Raw genomic sequence first — 16,737 nt, 5'->3', positions numbered from 1 at the left:
CCACCTCCCGAAGGAAGGTAGATCCCCGCGTGAAACGTTCAACCCGCAGACGCCTCACCCAAGGCGTCCTCTACGCGGTCTTCGCCGCCGTCGTCGTCTTCGTGCTCCTCGCCGCCGACTGGGCGACGATCCGGGCGTACTTCTTCAACCTCGACGTGGCCATGGGAGTCTTCCCCGAGATCGTCACGATCGCGGCGAAGAACACGGTCGTCTACACGGCCATCGCCTTCGTCGGAGGCCTGCTGCTCGGCCTGCTGCTGGCTCTCATGAAACTCTCCCCTGTGCTGCCGTACCGCTGGTTCGCGACCGGCTACATCGAGCTGTTCCGCGGTCTCCCGGCGCTGCTGGTCATCTTCGGGTTCGCGTACGCCATCCCCATCGCCTTCCAGTGGCGGGCGCCCGGCGGCAATGCCGGTGCGGGACTGATCGCCCTCATCATCGTCTCGTCCGCCTACATCGCCGAGACCATCCGGGCCGGCATCGAGGCCGTCCCCAAGGGGCAGGTCGAGGCGGCGCGCTCCCTCGGCATGAACGGGCCGTGGACCATGCTGACCGTGATCCTCCCCCAGGCCTTCCGCATCATCACGCCCCCGCTGACGAACGAGCTGGTCATCCTCATCAAGGACACTTCGCTCCTCTTCATCGCGGGCATGGCTATCGGCGACCGCGAACTGACCACGTTCTCGCGGGACGCCCTCACCAGCCAGGCCAACGCGACACCCCTCGTGGTCGCCGCGCTGCTGTACCTGGTGATCACGCTGCCGCTCACCCAGCTCGTGGCGAAGCTCGAACGACACAACAAGAGAGGCCGGTGATTCCGGTGGCACATCCAGCATCGGCCGCCGCGCGTTCGACGGCGGCCCCCGCCATCGAGGTCCGCGCCCTGTGCAAGAACTTCGGCACCAACGAGGTGCTCAAGGGCATCGACTTCCACGTGGACCACGGCGAGGTGGTCTGCGTCATCGGGCCCTCCGGCTCGGGCAAGTCCACCCTGCTGCGCTGCGTCAACCGGCTCGAGGAGCCCACCACCGGCACGGTCATGGTGGAGGGCGTGGACATCACGGACAGCGAGACGGACCTCGACGCCGTGCGCACGCGCATCGGCATGGTCTTCCAGCAGTTCAACCTCTTCCCGCACCTGAGCGTCCTGAAGAACCTCACCCTCGCCCAGCAGCGCGCCAAGAAGCGCGGCAAGGCCGAGGCGATCGAGGTGGCCCACCGGAACCTCGCCAAGGTGGGCCTCGCGGAGAAGGCCGATGCCTTCCCCGCGCAGCTCTCCGGCGGCCAGCAGCAGCGCGTCGCCATCGCCCGCGCCCTGTCGATGGACCCCGACATGATGCTGTTCGACGAGCCCACCAGCGCCCTGGACCCCGAGCTCGTCGGTGACGTCCTCGAGGTCATGAAGCAGCTGGCCAGGGAGGGCATGACCATGATGGTGGTCACGCACGAGATGGGCTTCGCCCGGGAGGTCGGCGACCGCGTGGTCTTCATGGACGGCGGCGTCGTCGTGGAGCAGGGCAAGCCCGAGGACGTGCTCGGGAACCCGCAGCACGAGCGCACGAAGCTCTTCCTCTCGAAGGTGCTCTAGGCGGGACGCACCGCGGACGCCACCGCCCGGCGGACGCGCGCGTGGAGGTCCCGGAGCGTCGAGCGCTCCGCCCGGACCTCCAGGATGGAGCGGCCCCTGATGGGCCGCTCCATCGCCGTATCCAGCTCCTGCAGCGTCGTCGCCCGCTCGTAGCGCAGCCCGTAGGCGGCGGCGAGCGCGGCGAGGTCCACGGTGTGCGGCGTCCCGAACAGTCGCTCGACGGCGGGGCCGTAGCGCGCCGTCGTCCTCGGGGCTCCGTGCTCGAGCAGCCCGAAGATCCCGCCCCCGCCGTCGTTGAGGACCACGAGCTGCAGGTCGGGCTGCGGTTCGCCGCTGCCGAGCAGCAGCCCCCCGACGTCGTGCAGGAAGGTGAGGTCCCCCAGGAGGGCGCGCGTGGGGATGCCCGCCGCGAGGGCCACGCCGGTCGCCGTCGAGATCGTGCCGTCGATCCCGGCGAGCCCGCGGTTCGCGAAGACCTCCAGCGGATGCCAGTCCGTCGCGGCGACGAGGTCCACGTCCCGGATCGGATTGGACGAGCCGAGCACCAGGTTGCCGTCCGTGTGCTCCCAGACGGCGTCGGCCACGTGCAGCCCGGTCATGGACCGCTCGTCCGCCAGCAGCGACTGGAGGCGGGCCTCGGCCGCAGCCCCGGCCTCCCGCCACGACCGCAGCCAACCCTCCTCACCGCGCCCGGCGAACGCGAGCAGTTCAGGCAGGGAGTCGATGATGCGCTCGGGACGCCGGCCCTCCTCGAACCAGGCGGCGGGCACGGGCAGGTACAGCGCGTGCTCGACGTCGGCCCGGGCCAGCAGCGCCGTGACCGGGCGGGACAGCGTGGGGCGCCCGAAGACCACCACGCGTGTGATGGCGGGGCCGAGATGCTCCAGGAGCAGCCGGTACGGGGCGACGGCGCTGCTGCCGAACCGCGCGTTGGAGGACGGCTCCGCGAGCAGCGGGAGGTCGAGGTGCGCGGCGAACACCGCGGCGAGCTCCCCCGCGCCGTGACCGGCGACGACGACGGTCCTGCTGCCGGGCTGCTGGGGGGCCACCGGCCCTGTCTCCTCGCGCGGCTCCTCCCGAGCGACCGTGCCGGCGGTGCCGGGGGCGACATCGGAACGGACATCGGGTGCGGGCTCCTCCGGGTGGTCCCCGGGCACCAGCGGATCGCGGAAGGCGAGGTTCAGGTGCACGGGACCGGGCGGCCGGGCGGCCGGGCCGTCCGCAGGACGACCCACGGCAGCGCGCAGGGCATCCCCGATGGCGCCGGTCGGGTCCTCCCCCGCTCCGACGTCCACGCCCGCGCGTACATGCACGCCGAACAGGCCCGGCTGCACCGTGGTCTGGTTGGCGCCGGTGCCGCGCAGCTCGCCGGGCCGGTCGGCGGAGACGACCACCAGGGGCACGGCGGCGTGGTTCGCCTCCATGACCGCGGGCAGGAGTTCGCCCACGGCCGTGCCCGACGTCGTGACCACCGCTGCCGGGCGCTGGGCGCCGAGCGCGAGCCCCAGGGCGGTGAAGGCGCCGGACCGCTCGTCGATCCGCACGTGCAGCCGGACGAGCCCGGCGTCCTCCGCAGCGGACAGGGCGTAGGCGAGGGGGGCGCTGCGGGACCCGGGGGCGATGACGACGTCCCTCACGCCGCCGGCCACGAGGGCCCGGACGGCACGCGCGGCCGAGGTCGCGGAGTCGAGGGGTGTCGCTGTTGGTCCGGTCTCTGTGTCGCCCACGTGTGTCACCGTTCCATCCTTCCACCCCGACGGTGACGCGACCCCACCCGGGGGTGGGGTCGCGTCGGGGTGTCAGTGCCTACTTGGCGTCACGGCCGCCCCGGGTCTCGTTCGGGTTGCCCTTGGGGCGTGGCTTGCCGGGCTGCCGTCCGCGCCCCCGGCCCGAGTGGTCCTCGTCGCGGCGACCCTCGGACGCCTTGTAGACCTGGACGACCGACGGGCGCGGCAGCGCGGCGTCGCCCTTGCGGGGGCTGCCGCCCAGGGGCACGTAGTCGGGGAAGAGCGACGCCTGCGCCTCCCAGCTGCCGTCCTCGCCGGGGTGCTGCACCGCCACGAAGACGGTGCCGTCCTGGTCGTGGATGATGGGGCCGCAGGTCTCGGCGTCGCGGGGGACGGCGAGGAACTGCTGCACGCGGCCGCGCTCGGCACCCTCGAGTCCCACCTTGAACAGGCCGTCGGCGAAGCCGATGGCGCTCGGCTGGCCGTCCGTCGAGATCCACAGGTTGCCCGCCGAATCGAAGGCCACGTTGTCGGGGCAGGAGATGGGGGAGACCTTGTCCGTCGGGTAGCCCGCGAAGTAGGTGGTGGGGTTCCGGGCCGGATCACCGCAGACCAGCAGCAGGTTCCACGTGAAGCGCGTGCCGGTGGCATTGCCGCCCGTTTCCGTGAGCTCGACGACGTGCCCGTCACGATTCGCGGTGCGGGGGTTGGCCTCATCGGCGACGGCGCTGGTACCGACGCCGCGGTTCGTGTTGTTGGTGCACGCCACGTACACCTTGCCGGTCCGCGGGTTCGGCTCGACGTCCTCGCACCGGTCCATCTTGGTGGCGCCCATCTTGTCCGCGGCGATCCGCGTGAAGACGGACACCTCGGCAGCGGTCATGCCCGCGACCACGGACGTGTTGTCGACGAGCAGCGGCAGCCACTCGCCCACGCCGTCGAACGCGCCATCGGACGGGAGCGTGCCGGTGCCGTTGATCTCGGCCACGGAGTTGCCCTGGAAGCGGGCGACGTACAGCGAGCCCTCGCTCAGCAGCGTCATGTTGGCCCTGCGCGCAGCAGGGCTGGTGCCCGGCTGGACCTTCTTCGTGGACACGAACTTGTACAGGTAGTCGAAGCGCTCGTCGTCGCCCATGTAGGCGACGACGCGCCCGTCGGCGGCGACGGTCACGTTCGCGCCCTCGTGCTTGAAGCGTCCCAGCGCGGAGTGCTTCCTCGGCGTCGACGTGGGATCGAACGGGTCGACCTCCACGATGTAGCCGAAGCGGTGCTTCTCGTTCTCGTAGCCTGCGTTGCGGGTGTCCCAGCGCGGCTCGTCGATCTCCCAGCCGCGCGCCGTCGGCTTGCTGGTGATGCCGTAACGGCGGTCGCCGTCGCTGGTGCCGGCAGCCACGAAGTAGCCGTTGAAGTTCTCCTCGCCGGAGAGGATGGTGCCCCACGGCGTGGTGCCACCGGCGCAGTTGCCGAGGGTGCCGAGGATGGTGCGGCCTGCCGGGTCGTCCTTGGTCTTCAGCAGGTCCGATCCGGCGGCCGGGCCGGTCACCTCATAGGGGGTGGTGGTCAGGTAGCGCCGGTTGAGCGGGGCGCCCTGGACATAGGACCATGGCTTGTTCCTGTTCCTGCGCTCGAGTTCGACGACGGACACTCCGTGGGCCGCCTTGCCGATGCCGCGGACCTCAGCCGCGGGCGTCGTCGGGGGCACCATGATGTTCTCGTTCGTGTACTCGTGATTGGCGAACAGCACCGCACGGCGGCCCTTGCTCCCGGCGATCTCGAGGACGTCGGTGTAGTCGCAGTTGTAGCCGAACTGCAGCGCCTGCGCGGCGGCGGTCTGGTTGTTCGCGTCGAAGTCCGGTGACGTGCGGAAGAGCGGATCGCCCCACCGGATGACGGGCTTCCAGCCGTAGCCCTGCGGCACGGTCATGTCGTCGACCAGCGCGTCCACGGGCGCGATGGCGTTGAAGGCCAGTGCGTTCGCCCTCGCGCCGCCGGGGGCGGCCTGTGCTGAGCCCGCACCGGTCTGGCCCGCGACGAGGAGCGTGAGGGCACCTGCCGCTCCCGCGCCGAGAGCGCTGCGGCGCGAGAATTCGCGCGAGACGATGTCGCGGAAGTAGTTGTTGCCCGACGTGTTGCAGACGGCGTCGGCGCAGGCGTTGTCACACTTCAGGGCGCACGTGACGGCGCTGCGCTTTCCCTTGGTGTGGCCGAGCATGGGCAGCAGGCGGCGCGCGGTGTCAGTCATGGGGGTACCTCTCGACAGGATGAGCAGTGTTCCACCTCACCCTGTCGAGGGCAGCTGAACAGCCGCGGTGCCCGCCGGTGAACCGCCGGTGAACGGGACCGGAACAGGCATCAGCGCTGCCGGCCCGCGGCGAGCACCCCGTGGCACCGTGCCAGGCGGTCCAGCCACCAGCGCCGCCGGTCCTCGCCGGCCGCGTAGCGTTCCAGCCGCTCCTGGGAGACCTCGACGTCCCGCACCGGGAGGGACCCGTGCTCGGGGACGAGGGAGGTATCGGTGACATCGCCGGCCATGAGCGAGACCGTGGCGAGGCCGCACGCGTACGGGAGTGCCGGGAGCGCGGCGGCGAGGGCCACCCCGGCGCGGATGCCCACGGAGGTGTCGAGGGCGGAGCTGACGACGGCGGGCAGCCCGGCACGGTCGATGATGTCCAGGGCCCGCCGCACGCCGCCGAGCGGCGGAGCCTTGATGACGAGGACGTCGGCGGCGTCCTCGCGGGCCACCCGGAGCGGATCGTCCTGGCGCCGCACGCTCTCGTCGGCCGCGACGAGGACCGTCTCCCCCCGGCGGCGCAGTTCGAGCCGGACCGTGCGGAGCCCGGGGATGTCCGCCACCGGCTGCTCCACGTACTGCAGGCCGAACCGGCCGAGGGCGTCGAGGGCCCGGAGCGCCCCGCCCACGTCCCAGCCGCCGTTGGCGTCGATCTTGATGCCGGCCCCGGGAAGGAGGCGGCGCACCTCGGCGACCCGGGCGACGTCGTCGGCGAGTGACTGCCCCCGCTCGGCCACCTTCACCTTGACCGCGCCGACGTCCCCGAAGCGGGCCAGCACCCCCTCGACATCGGCGGCACCGACGGCCGGCACCGTCGCGTTCACCGGGACCGCGGACCGCACCGGGTCCGGGAAGCCGTGCCAGGCCGCTTCGAGGGCGCCTGCGAGCCACGGGGCGGATTCGGTGTCGTCGTACTCCAGGAACGGGCAGAACTCCCCCCAACCGGCCGGCCCCCGGACCAGCAGGGCCTCCCGGACGAGGACGCCGCGGAACTTCACGCGCATGGGCACCGAGACGATCCGCGCGGACGCGGCCACCTCCTCGAGGGCCGGTAGGGGAAGGGCGTCCGGCAGGGGCGGGTCCGAGGTGTGCACGCCCTCAGGCTACGGGAGCTGCCGGCCTCCTCGGAGGTCACGGGACGGTGACGGAGCCGGACGCATCGTGTGGAACGATGGACGGGATGACGTCCCAGCGAACCTCCACCGGATCGGCGCGGGCAGCACGCTCGCCGCTGTTGTTCGTGCTGGCCGCGGTCTTCTGCGCCTCGGCGCTCGGCTGGACCTACTGGGCCTTCGTCCGGACCACCAGGGGCCAGTTCGCGGACGAATCCGCCTGGCGCGAGGCCGACGTCGCCGCGCCCGACACGCAGCTCCCGTTCCTGCAGTTCCTCGACACCCTGCCGCTCGTCTCGGTGGTCGTCGCTGCCGCCGCCATCCTGTTCGTGGCCGTGGTGCGTCGGCGGGTCGCGGCCGCGGTGACCGCCGTCGGCGTCATCCTCGCCGCGAACCTGACCACGCAGCTGCTCAAGAACATCGTGTTCGACCGCCCGGACCGGGGCGTGGCGACACTCGCCTTCAATTCATTACCCTCCGGGCATACGACGCTCGCAGCCTCGGCGGCGGCCGCCGTCTTCATCATCGTGACCCCGCGGTGGCGGCCGTTCGCCGCGGCCGCCGGCGGGTCCTATTCCGTCCTGGCGGGCGCGGCCACGTTCTTCAACCTCTGGCACCGCCCGGCGGACGTCGTCGCCGCGCTCCTCGCCGTCGGGACCTGGACGCTCATCGGCGGCCTGATCATCATGCGGACCGGCGACCACTGGAACAGCTGGCACGGCTACAACGCACACTGGGCCTCCTGGCGCGGCTGGCTGGTGGCGTGCTGGGTGCTGGGGATCGGTGGCCTGGCGCTGTCCATGGTGCTCTACCTCTCCGTGCTGGCCCTCGGTCCGGCCCCCGAACCGGGCACCGCCGACATTCCGCTGTTCTTCTGGTGGGGGCTCACCTGGATCATCGGTGTCGGCTTCACCCTCGCGGGCGCCGCCGGGTGGTTCTTCTCAGCGCAGGCCCGCGTGTCCGCCCCCGCACGCACCGCCCACTAACACCCCCGCCGCCGCCGCGCACGTCCTTTTCGGTGGGTCCGCCGAGCGTTGCCCCGCCGCAGCGGTGGTGCAACGCTGGCCGGACCAGCGACGAGGGAGACGTCCGATGAGAGCCATGGTGTACCGCGGCCCGTACAAGATCCGGGTCGAGGAGAAGCCGATGCCGACGATCCAGCACCCGAACGACGCCATCATCCGGGTGACCACGGCCGCGATCTGCGGCTCGGACCTGCACCTGTACCACGGCCTCATGCCGGACACGCGGATCGGCCACACGTTCGGCCACGAGTTCATCGGCGTCGTCGAGGAGGTGGGCTCTTCGGTGCAGAACCTCACGCGCGGCGACCGCGTGATGGTGCCGTTCAACGTCTACTGCGGGTCCTGCTACTACTGCGCCCGTGGGCTGTTCTCCAACTGCCACAACGTCAATCCGAATGCCACGGCGGTGGGCGGCATCTACGGCTACTCGCACACCACGGGCGGGTACGACGGAGGCCAGGCCGAGTTCGTGCGCGTGCCGTTCGCCGACGTCGGACCGACGATCATCCCCGACTGGATGGACAGCGAGGACGCGGTGCTGCTCACGGACGCCCTGGCCACCGGGTACTTCGGAGCGCAGCTCGGCGACATCGTCGAGGGTGACACCGTGGTGGTGTTCGGCGCAGGACCCGTCGGGCTGTTCGCCGCCAAGTCCGCATGGCTCATGGGTGCCGGGAGGGTGATCGTCATCGACCACCTCGAGTACCGCCTGGAGAAAGCACGCGTCTTCGCGCAGGCCGAGACCTTCAACTTCGCGGAGTACGACGACATCATCGTGGAGATGAAGAGGACCACGGACTACCTCGGCGCCGACGTCGTGATCGACGCCGTGGGTGCGGAGGCGGACGGCAGCTTCCTCCAGCAGGTCACGGGGACCAAGCTCAAGCTGCAGGGCGGCTCCCCCGTGGCCCTGAACTGGGCCATCGACTCCGTGCGCAAAGGGGGCACGGTGTCCGTCGTCGGAGCCTACGGCCCGATCTTCAGCGCCGTGAAGTTCGGGGACGCGCTCAACAAGGGCCTGACCCTGCGCATGAACCAGACGCCGGTGAAGCGGCAGTGGCCGCGCCTGTTCGAGCACATCCGGAACGGCTACCTCAAACCCAATGACATCGTCACGCACCGGATCCCCCTGGAGCACATCGCCGAGGGATACCACATGTTCTCGGCGAAGCTCGACGGATGCATCAAACCGCTCATCATCGCGGACCCCAGCTAGGAGACCCCCATGTCCTCATCGACGCCGTCCACCCCCTACGTCGCGAACAAGCCCACCGACATCCCCAGCGCCGAGGCCCTCCGGGCGAGGATCCCGGGCTGGGGCGCGGATTTGGACCCGAAGGACCGGCCCTCCTATCCGCGGGAGGTGTTCGATCCGGCCGGCACCGGTGCCCACTGGGACTACCCGGAGGAGCAGCAGGGCCGGGAGGGCCGTGAACGCTCGATCGAGCACGGACAGCTGACACCGGTCTTCGGGACGAGCGCGCCGCTGCACGGCGTCTCGGGGAGCATCCGGCGGTACGCCTACCGGTACGGCGAGGGGCGGGCCGCCCACTGGCTCATCCTTCTGGCCGGCGACCGTGTGGACGCCTGGGGTGCGCATCTGAGGTCGTTCGCCTCGCTGCGCCCGGACAACCCGGTCACCGAGACGGGCATCCTCGCGGAGCGGCGGCGGCACGGGATCGCGTCGCGCGTCGGCAGGAAACGCGTGGACGTCAACCACCTGTGGATTGACCCGATCGTCGTCGCCGGCCCCTGGGTGGCCGCGACGGCGGGGGCGGCGCTGGCGGCGCGGGCGATCGCCCGCAGGGCGCGGCGCTGAGGCCGGCGGCACCGCGACTCCTCCCACTGCACGACGACGGCGGGTGGGCATGGTCGAACAGTCCCCCTCCCGGCCCTGCTGCACCGGGAGGCATCGCTCGATGCGGCAGGACCCGGACGCCCTGACGCCGCGGGTCAGCGCCGGGAACGCACGGGTGCGGCCGACCCAGGGGCCGCCCGCGGGATCCAGTACGAGAGGACCCCGGCCCCGAGGAAGCCGAGGACGGCCGTCGCCCAGATGCCGGCCGACAGGGTGGCCAGGGCGGTCACGAGGGCGAGCAACCCGGGGCCGGTCATGGTCCCCACGTCCGTGAACAGGCGCCAGATACCGAGGAACTGCGGACGGCCGGGCGAGGGTGAGAAGTCCGCGCCGAGCGTCATGACGATGCCCGAGCCGATGCCGTTCCCGAACCCGATGAGCAGGGCCACCAGGAGCAGTCCGGTCGCGTCCCCGGTGAGCGGCAGGAGCGTGAGCGCGACGCCCATGATGAGCATGCAGGGGACCGCGATCCACCGGCGGCCCCGGACGTCCATGACCTTGCCGGACGGGTAGAAGATCAGCATGTCGATCGCGCCCGACAGTCCGTAGATCAGCGCCGTCGCCGAAGCGTCCAGGCCGATGTTCTCGGCCCACAGCGGCAGGACCGCCTGCCGGGTGGCCCGTACCGCCGCGATCAGCAGGACCCCGATCCCGACGGTGAGGAAGATCCGGGCGTGGCTGCGCATCATGGATCGCACCGTCGGCGGAGCCAGTACGGCCTCGATCGGCGTCCGGGCCGTCATCGCGATCCGCCCAGGGCCGTCGAGTTCGGGGACACGCCAGCTCAGGGCCGCCGCGGCGAGGCTCGCCACCCCGCCCACCCAGTAGGCGCCGTCGAGCCCGAGGGCGCTCATGGCGAGGGCCGCCGCGAAGGGCCCCGCGAAGACCCCGATGCGCGTGACGCCCCCGAGCGTGGACAGCGCGCGGGCGCGGAAGTACGCGGGCACGGCCTCGGTGAGGTAGCTCTGGCGCGCGAGCCCGAACACCGCGCCCGCCATGCCCACCATGAAGACGGCGGCCGCGAAGACGGGCAGCGTCGGGGCCGCGAGCGCGAAGAACATGGCCGCCGCGCACCAGAGCGCCGCTCCCACGAGGGCCTTGCGTTCGCCGAACCGCGTGGCGATCAGCGTCGCCGGGACATTGGTGACCAGGGACCCGATGCCGGAGAGCGTGATGACGAGGGCCGCCGTCGCGACGTCCGCACCGAGATCGCGCGCGGTCAGCGCGATGACCGGGAGGATGGCGCCCGTGGCGACCCCGTACAGGAGCGACGGGCCGTAGGCCCCCACTGCGATCGCACGGAGGTCGAAGGTTTCCTGGGGCACCCTTCCACACTAGTGGGCAGGGCGACCGCCCGTCGTCCTGGTCTGGACAGCATCGGGCAGGTGCACTACTTTGTCGTACCATCGACCCGGCGCGCCCTACCCCGGCGGGAGTATCGCATGGCTATACCTACCTCAGGCTTCACCGGCAGGCGACAGAACCGGGACGCGAACCTCCCGCCCGGCCAGTACCTCACCGATGGTTTCCCCGTGCTGTCCGCGGGTCCCACGCCCCACGTCGTCCTCGCCGACTGGACCCTGCAGATCGCCGAAGGTCCGCGCACGATGCACCAGTGGACGTGGGAGCAGCTGCAGGCACTCCCCCAGGAGGACATCACCACCGACATCCACTGCGTGACGCGCTGGTCGAAGCTCGGGACCAGCTGGCGTGGCGTCTCCCTCGACACCCTGTTCGAGGATGTGGAGTCCGAGGCCGGGTACGCGATGGTGCACTCCTACGGCGGCTACACGACGAACCTCCCGCTGGACGACCTCCTCGACGGCAAGGCGTGGATCGTCCACGAGTTCGACGGCGAGCCCCTCCCGCCCGCCCACGGCGGCCCCGCGAGGCTGCTGGTCCCGCACCTGTACTTCTGGAAGAGCGCCAAGTGGGTCAGCGGGATACGCCTGATGGACCAGGACCTGCCCGGTTTCTGGGAGAGCAACGGCTACAACATGTACGGGGACCCGTGGCGCGAGGAACGCTACTGGTGAGGCGGACGTGGCAGGACGTCGAGGTCAGCGCGGTTCGCCCCGAGACCCCCCGCGCGCGGACCGTGAGGCTCCGCTTCCCCGACGTCGTCACCGGCGTGCCCGGCCAGCACGTGGACCTGCGGCTCACCGCCGAGGACGGCTACCAGGCCGTGCGCTCGTACTCCGTGGCGGCCTGGGTGCCGCCCCGCGAGCTGGAACTGACGGTCGAGGAGCTCGACGACGGCGAGGTCTCTCCCTTCCTCGTCGGCGTCCTGTCGGTGGGCGACCGGCTGGAGGTCCGCGGCCCGGTGGGCGGCTGGTTCACCTGGACGCCGGACCTCGGCGGTCCGCTGCAGCTGATCGCCGGAGGCTCGGGCGTCGTCCCGCTCATGGCGATGCTCCGCTCGCACGCCGAGGCCCGGGCGATCGCACCGGCGCGACTGCTCTACTCGGTGCGCAGCCCCGACCATGTCTTCTACCGGGGTGAGCTCGCCGTGCTCGGGCAGGAGGATCCGCAGGTGACGATCGACATCGCCTACTCACGCGAGGCACCCGACGGCCGGGCGGCCGGCCGCCTCACGCACGAGGCCGTCACGGCGTCCTGCTTTCCGCCGGACGAGGCTCCGGCCGTCTACATCTGCGGCTCGACGGGCTTCGTCGAGGCCGTTGCCGCGTGGCTCGTCGAGGACGGGCACGACGCCGGCCGCATCCGCACGGAGCGGTACGGCGGCTAGGAAAGGACTGCCATGGACAGCTTGGAGCAGTACCACCCCGACCAGGACCACCTCGACGGCAACGCCCTCGCCGGGGCGCTCGACCAGTTCGTCTCCGACCTCACGAGCGCGGAGTGCAGGTGCGCGGGCTGTGGCTCGTCCGGCCCGCTGGCCGCTGCGCTGCTCTACACGAATGCGCCCGGCATGGTGCTGCGCTGCCCTACGTGCAGGGCGGTGCTGCTCTGTCTCACGGACCAGGGCGATCGTCAGATCCTCACCGTCGACGGCGTCCGTCACCTGGTGATCGACACGCCCCGAGAGGCGCGACGCATCACGTAGCGATCACCACCCGTACCCCGGTGTGCACCGTGTGGGGTCCGATGGAGATCAGGGTCCCACTATCCCTCCACAATGGCACCCCCGCCTCGATTATTCGAACACGCGTTCGATAATATCGAGCCATGGCCATCACATCGATCACCCGCTCCCCCCGGCCGGGATCCTCCCTGGAGGAGGCTCGTACCGTCCTCAGCGACTGTGCGCTCGGCCTGGCCCAGTACCACCACCTCCTGTCACGGCAGGACGCCCTCCGGTTCGTCGTCGATGTGGAGCAGGTGTCGAAGGTCGTCGATCACCTGCAGGTCCTCGCCGCCCGGGTGGCGGATCACCATGGCCTCTTCTCGGCAGAGGTCGGCCCCGGCGCATCCGCTCCTGCAGAAGCTGCGTCGGTGGCGCAGGACCCTGGGGCCACGTCATCCAGCTCGGCCAGTTCAACGAGCTCATCCAGTTCATCCAGTTCATCCGGCGATGCCGGTCATGGCTTCAGGAACTGTGCGGATTTCCTCCGGGAGACGCTGGGCATCAGCCGTACCGAGGCGAGACGTCGTCTGCATCTGGCGGCGGTCGTGCTGCCGAGCTTGTCACCCACCGGGAACCCGCTCCCTCCCCGGCTGGAAGTGCTGGGGGAAGCCGTGAACTCCTTCGTCATCAGCGGGCGTGCCGCCACCGTCGTGGCGCAGGCGATCGAGCGGGTGCAGTCCTTCGCGACGCCGGATCAGCTTGCGTCGATGGAGCAGCACCTCACCCGGCAGGCGGTCGAGTCCGACGAGGACATCCTCCGCGTCCTGGCGCGCCGCTGGGAATCAGTGCTGGACCAGAACGGGCAGGAACCCACGGAGAAGGTGCTTCGGGCGCGTCAGGGCGTCTTCCTCAAGGGACGACGCCATGGATTGCAGGTCCTGGAGATCGGCGCCACGGACGAGCAGTTCGAACAGCTCGCAACCGTCATGAATGCAGCCGCCAACCCGAGAGGATCCTCGGGGCATGCCGAACACCCGGTCGGCGGCGTAGTACTTGAGGTGACAGACCGGCAAGCACCCGGGTCAGCACGGGAGTCGGCTCCCGGGTCAGCACCCGCTTCGCAGGAGCCGCCGGTCGATCGCGGTGATCCGACCCGGGCGCAGCAACTCCTCGACGGTCTGGTCTCGGCCTGCAGGATCGCCTTGTCGACCGGCGGCCTGCCCGCGACGGGTGGGCATCGTCCGCAGGTGATGGTGACCATCGACTACCAGGACCTGATCGGCGAGACCGACCGGGCCGGCGATGCCGTCTTCTCCGGACAGGTCGATGCGCGGACCATCAGGAGGCTGGCCTGTGACGCGGACATCATGCCGTTGGTCCTGGGCGGCGACGGGCAGGTGCTCGACGTGGGACGTGCGCAACGCCTGTTCCCACCACATCTCCGGCGAGCGCTCGTCGCCCGGGACAAGGGGTGCGCGTTCCCGGACTGCTCCATTCCGGCCAGCTGGTGTGAGGCACACCACCTGACACCGTGGTCGCAGGGTGGCGTGACCAGCGTCGACAACGGGGTGCTGCTGTGCTCGCGTCACCACCACGTCATCCATGAGGACCCGTGGACCGTCGAATCGCGTGGTGGCATCCCGTGGTTCACCCCGCCGGCTCATCGACGACGAACCGGCAACCCCCGAAGGAATCTGTACTGGCAGGCAGGGCGTACAGTTCGCGGCGAACTCGCCGCTACACCTGCGGACATCCCGACCCACCAGCCACCCGTTTCCGACCTGACGGATACGGGTGCTGGATGACGAGGGCGGCATGACCCGGCCGAATGATCCGGGGCGGCATGACCCGGGCCGCATGACTGGGCCGTATGACGAAGGCGGCATGACCCGGGCTCGCTCCGGCCGACGGACTGCGAGCGCCGCGGTCACTGCGCCATCCTGGCGCCGGCCCTTCGGTCCTGCCTGCCTGTCCGCTTCGGCCGCGCCCGCCGACGGACTTCAGCTCCCGCCCAGTCCGGCCACGAGGAAACCTACCCACAGACCCGACGCGGCTGCCGCGAGCGCCGCCAGTGCCGTGCCCGCTCCTGCGAGCACTGCGGCGCCGATGCGGTCCGCCTGCAGCAGACGGACCGTTTCGCTGCTCGCCGTGCTGAAGGTGGTGTAGCCGCCGAGGAAGCCGCCGCCGCAGATCAGGATCCACTCGGGCGTGAGGACACTGATCATCCCGAGCGCGGTGAGGAGACCGAGCAGGAATGAACCGGTGATATTGACGGTCATGGTCCCGATGGGGACCACGCCCCGGAGTGGGGCCCGGATGACGCCGTCGAGCACGAAGCGTGCCACCGCGCCCACCCCGCCCGCGACGCCGAGCGCGAGCACCACGGCGACGCTCACGCCCGTCCTCCGGCGAGACCTGACGACCGACGGCGGACCAGGCTGCCCGCCGCGATCCCGAGCACCGTCGCCCCGAGCCCCACGAGGACGGACACCGCGAGGTACCCCAGTCCCGCCGCAACCCGTCCGCCGCCCACAAGGAGCGCGGAGTCGACGGCGAGCGCGCTGTAGGTGGTGAAGCCGCCGAGGAATCCGGTGCCGAGGAGGAGCCGCAGCCCCCGGCGCCGGCCCGCATCGGGTCCCCGGCGTGCCAGGGCCTCGAGGAGCAGACCGAGGGCGAACGCTCCCGCGATGTTGATCAGGAAGATCCCGACCGGCAGACCCGCAGGGCTCGGGAGGACCTCGGACAGCCCGAACCGCGCGAGGGTCCCGCCCATGCCGCCGAGGAACACCAGCCCGAGGTACCCGGGCCGGAGGTGGGGTGGTGCCTCACCCCGAGGGTGACGGCCGGGGCCCTGCGGATCAGGCAACGTACCGGGCGAGGAAGTCCAGGGTCCGGCCCCATGCGTCCTGGGCCGCTTCGGGGCGGTAGGCGAAGCGGTTCGAGTCGTTGAAGAACGCGTGCCCTGCCCCCGGGTACACCGCGGCGGTGAAGTCGACGCCCGCCTCCGCCATCGCCGTCTCGAGTGCGGGCAGGCCGGTGATCAGGCCCTCGTCCTCCTCCCCGTAGAAGGCGAGGACGGGCGCCGTGATGCGGGACAGCTCCTCGCCGGAGAAGTCCGCGTGACCGTAGAACGGCACGCAGGCGAGCAGACGCGGCTCGTGGACGGCGAGCGAGAAGCTGTAGGTCCCGCCGAAGCAGAACCCGGTGATGCCCACGCGTCCTGCCACCTCGCCGTCGTCGTGCAGGAAGGTGAAGCACGCCCGGACGCGCTCCGTGGTGAGCGCCCCGAACGCGGGATCCCGCAGCGGTGCGAGAAGGGCGCGGAAGGTCGGCTGTGCCTCGTTGCGCGTCTCCTCGTCCGGCCCCATGAGGGCCTCGCCGAGCCGCGCGCCGTCCTCCTCCGCGATGCCGTGATCGGCCAGGAGATCAGGGGCGACGACGACGTAGCCTTCGCGGGCGAACCGGTCCGCGACATCGCGGGTGTGGGAGACGAGCCCCCACACCTCGTGGATGAGGACGAGGCCGCCCCGCACCGGTCCGTCGGGTCGCGCCACGTAGGCCGAGAGGGGGCCGGTGGTGGTCGGGAGGTCCTGGAGCGGGCTCATCCGCCTAGGTTTGCACGCTTGGTGATGCTGCGCCAACCACCGGCGCGGTTGTCCGCGATGATGGCCCGGAAGATCTCCCGGAGTGCGTCCTCGTTCACGGGACGATCCTCGTGGAGAGCGATCGTCCGTCCGGTCACATTGCCGTGGCCACCCGTGATGATGCCGTGCGGATCGGGCGCGAGGCCGCCGTCGTAGAGAAAGACGTTGACGTGGTCCCTGGCGGCGAGGAGGGCACACACGTTGCCCTGGAGCACGAAGTAGGGCTGGCGGGTGCGCTTGATCGTCTCCTCGACGTCCGGATCGGCCTCGTGCACCACGCGGCGGACGGTGCGGCAGATCTCCTGCTGCCAGCTGGGCAGCGCGGCGATGTAGTCGTCGATACGGGCATCAGGGGCTCCGGCCATGGGGACAGTCTGGCAGCGCGGAGAAGAGGCCGGAAGGGCCGGTATCCCCATCGGGTGAACGGCTCCGACACCACCCGGAGTCCATGCAGGGGCGGGGTGG

The 16,737-nt window shown here is 71.0% G+C and carries 17 protein-coding genes; 9 read left to right on the top strand and 8 right to left on the bottom strand.

Annotated elements, in window-relative coordinates; translation table 11 throughout:
• The first annotated feature begins 29 nt into the window (after positions 1-29).
• Together AC4D2E_RS01125 and AC4D2E_RS01120 are read left to right on the top strand one after the other, a co-directional pair.
• A complete protein-coding gene (locus tag AC4D2E_RS01125) occupies positions 30-815 on the top strand; it encodes an amino acid ABC transporter permease (RefSeq protein ID WP_104168114.1) in 786 nt (261 codons plus the stop codon).
• Between the two features lie 5 nt (positions 816-820).
• A complete protein-coding gene (locus AC4D2E_RS01120) occupies positions 821-1,588 on the top strand; it encodes an amino acid ABC transporter ATP-binding protein (protein WP_104168261.1) in 768 nt (255 codons plus the stop codon).
• Here the strand turns inward: AC4D2E_RS01120 and menD are convergent.
• The 3 genes from menD to AC4D2E_RS01105 all read right to left on the bottom strand — a co-directional run bounded on the left by menD (position 1,585) and on the right by AC4D2E_RS01105 (position 6,609).
• A complete protein-coding gene (gene menD / locus AC4D2E_RS01115; RefSeq protein ID WP_490951435.1) occupies positions 1,585-3,324 on the bottom strand; it encodes a 2-succinyl-5-enolpyruvyl-6-hydroxy-3-cyclohexene-1-carboxylic-acid synthase in 1,740 nt (579 codons plus the stop codon). The genes AC4D2E_RS01120 and menD overlap by 4 nt on opposite strands.
• Before the next feature lie 70 nt (positions 3,325-3,394).
• Positions 3,395-5,557 carry a PhoX family protein gene (locus AC4D2E_RS01110; RefSeq protein WP_490951434.1) on the bottom strand — a complete coding sequence of 721 codons (2,163 nt, stop codon included), beginning with the start codon at positions 5,555-5,557 and terminating at the stop codon, positions 3,395-3,397.
• Between the two features lie 110 nt (positions 5,558-5,667).
• Complete coding sequence (locus AC4D2E_RS01105) at positions 5,668-6,609, bottom strand: o-succinylbenzoate synthase (protein WP_490952306.1); 942 nt, start codon at positions 6,607-6,609, stop codon at positions 5,668-5,670.
• 176 nt (positions 6,610-6,785) lie between these two features.
• Between AC4D2E_RS01105 and AC4D2E_RS01100 the strand changes: the two genes are divergently transcribed.
• The 3 genes from AC4D2E_RS01100 to AC4D2E_RS01090 all read left to right on the top strand — a co-directional run bounded on the left by AC4D2E_RS01100 (position 6,786) and on the right by AC4D2E_RS01090 (position 9,561).
• Entirely contained in the window at positions 6,786-7,703 is a 918-nt protein-coding gene (locus AC4D2E_RS01100; RefSeq protein WP_490951433.1) for a phosphatase PAP2 family protein, read from the top strand.
• 106 nt (positions 7,704-7,809) lie between these two features.
• Positions 7,810-8,958, top strand: coding sequence for a zinc-dependent alcohol dehydrogenase (locus AC4D2E_RS01095; RefSeq protein ID WP_490951432.1), 1,149 nt, complete (start codon positions 7,810-7,812; stop codon positions 8,956-8,958).
• Between the two features lie 9 nt (positions 8,959-8,967).
• Complete coding sequence (locus AC4D2E_RS01090; RefSeq protein ID WP_490951431.1) at positions 8,968-9,561, top strand: hypothetical protein; 594 nt, start codon at positions 8,968-8,970, stop codon at positions 9,559-9,561.
• A 134-nt stretch (positions 9,562-9,695) separates the two neighbouring features.
• Here the strand turns inward: AC4D2E_RS01090 and AC4D2E_RS01085 are convergent, their stop codons facing one another.
• Positions 9,696-10,925, bottom strand: coding sequence for an MFS transporter (locus tag AC4D2E_RS01085; RefSeq protein WP_490951430.1), 1,230 nt, complete (start codon positions 10,923-10,925; stop codon positions 9,696-9,698).
• A 117-nt stretch (positions 10,926-11,042) separates the two neighbouring features.
• On the opposite strand from AC4D2E_RS01085, the gene AC4D2E_RS01080 reads away from it, so the two are divergent.
• The 4 genes from AC4D2E_RS01080 to AC4D2E_RS01065 all read left to right on the top strand — a co-directional run bounded on the left by AC4D2E_RS01080 (position 11,043) and on the right by AC4D2E_RS01065 (position 14,433).
• A complete protein-coding gene (locus AC4D2E_RS01080; protein ID WP_490951429.1) occupies positions 11,043-11,636 on the top strand; it encodes a sulfite oxidase-like oxidoreductase in 594 nt (197 codons plus the stop codon).
• Entirely contained in the window at positions 11,633-12,349 is a 717-nt protein-coding gene (locus AC4D2E_RS01075; RefSeq protein ID WP_490951428.1) for an FAD-binding oxidoreductase, read from the top strand. Before AC4D2E_RS01080 ends, AC4D2E_RS01075 begins: the two co-directional genes overlap by 4 nt.
• 12 nt (positions 12,350-12,361) lie before the next feature.
• Positions 12,362-12,667 carry a DUF6510 family protein gene (locus AC4D2E_RS01070; protein ID WP_490951427.1) on the top strand — a complete coding sequence of 102 codons (306 nt, stop codon included), beginning with the start codon at positions 12,362-12,364 and terminating at the stop codon, positions 12,665-12,667.
• A gap of 122 nt (positions 12,668-12,789) precedes the next feature.
• Positions 12,790-14,433: an HNH endonuclease signature motif containing protein gene (locus tag AC4D2E_RS01065; RefSeq protein ID WP_490951426.1), complete on the top strand. Its 1,644-nt coding sequence runs from the start codon at positions 12,790-12,792 to the stop codon at positions 14,431-14,433.
• A gap of 195 nt (positions 14,434-14,628) precedes the next feature.
• On the opposite strand, the gene crcB is transcribed toward AC4D2E_RS01065, so the two are convergent.
• Genes crcB through AC4D2E_RS01045 form a run of 4 tightly spaced genes read right to left on the bottom strand, consistent with a single transcriptional unit; the run spans position 14,629 to position 16,637 of the window.
• Complete coding sequence (gene crcB / locus AC4D2E_RS01060; protein WP_490951425.1) at positions 14,629-15,024, bottom strand: fluoride efflux transporter CrcB; 396 nt, start codon at positions 15,022-15,024, stop codon at positions 14,629-14,631.
• Positions 15,021-15,494, bottom strand: a complete 474-nt coding sequence (locus AC4D2E_RS01055; protein ID WP_490951424.1) for a fluoride efflux transporter FluC — start codon at positions 15,492-15,494, stop codon at positions 15,021-15,023. Before AC4D2E_RS01055 ends, crcB begins: the two co-directional genes overlap by 4 nt.
• Entirely contained in the window at positions 15,487-16,233 is a 747-nt protein-coding gene (locus AC4D2E_RS01050) for a dienelactone hydrolase family protein (protein ID WP_490951423.1), read from the bottom strand. Before AC4D2E_RS01050 ends, AC4D2E_RS01055 begins: the two co-directional genes overlap by 8 nt.
• A complete protein-coding gene (locus AC4D2E_RS01045; RefSeq protein ID WP_490951422.1) occupies positions 16,230-16,637 on the bottom strand; it encodes a DUF1801 domain-containing protein in 408 nt (135 codons plus the stop codon). The genes AC4D2E_RS01050 and AC4D2E_RS01045 overlap by 4 nt, the downstream gene beginning before the upstream one ends.
• Between the last annotated feature and the right edge of the window lie 100 nt (positions 16,638-16,737).

This window comes from Arthrobacter sp. TJ-265 (assembly GCF_058269135.1).
This window is presented reverse-complemented; position numbering and strand designations above follow the sequence as displayed.

Excerpts from the sequence above, each read along its gene's own strand:
- AC4D2E_RS01110 (WP_490951434.1), bottom strand. The coding sequence starts at position 5,557 with ATGACTGACACCGCGCGCCGCCTGCTGCCCATGCTCGGCCACACCAAG.
- AC4D2E_RS01105 (WP_490952306.1), bottom strand. The coding sequence starts at position 6,609 with ATGCGCGTGAAGTTCCGCGGCGTCCTCGTCCGGGAGGCCCTGCTGGTC.
- AC4D2E_RS01100 (WP_490951433.1), top strand. The coding sequence starts at position 6,786 with ATGACGTCCCAGCGAACCTCCACCGGATCGGCGCGGGCAGCACGCTCG.
- AC4D2E_RS01095 (WP_490951432.1), top strand. The coding sequence starts at position 7,810 with ATGAGAGCCATGGTGTACCGCGGCCCGTACAAGATCCGGGTCGAGGAG.
- AC4D2E_RS01090 (WP_490951431.1), top strand. The coding sequence starts at position 8,968 with ATGTCCTCATCGACGCCGTCCACCCCCTACGTCGCGAACAAGCCCACC.
- AC4D2E_RS01080 (WP_490951429.1), top strand. The coding sequence starts at position 11,043 with ATGGCTATACCTACCTCAGGCTTCACCGGCAGGCGACAGAACCGGGAC.
- AC4D2E_RS01070 (WP_490951427.1), top strand. The coding sequence starts at position 12,362 with ATGGACAGCTTGGAGCAGTACCACCCCGACCAGGACCACCTCGACGGC.
- AC4D2E_RS01065 (WP_490951426.1), top strand. The coding sequence starts at position 12,790 with ATGGCCATCACATCGATCACCCGCTCCCCCCGGCCGGGATCCTCCCTG.
- AC4D2E_RS01050 (WP_490951423.1), bottom strand. The coding sequence starts at position 16,233 with ATGAGCCCGCTCCAGGACCTCCCGACCACCACCGGCCCCCTCTCGGCC.
- AC4D2E_RS01045 (WP_490951422.1), bottom strand. The coding sequence starts at position 16,637 with ATGGCCGGAGCCCCTGATGCCCGTATCGACGACTACATCGCCGCGCTG.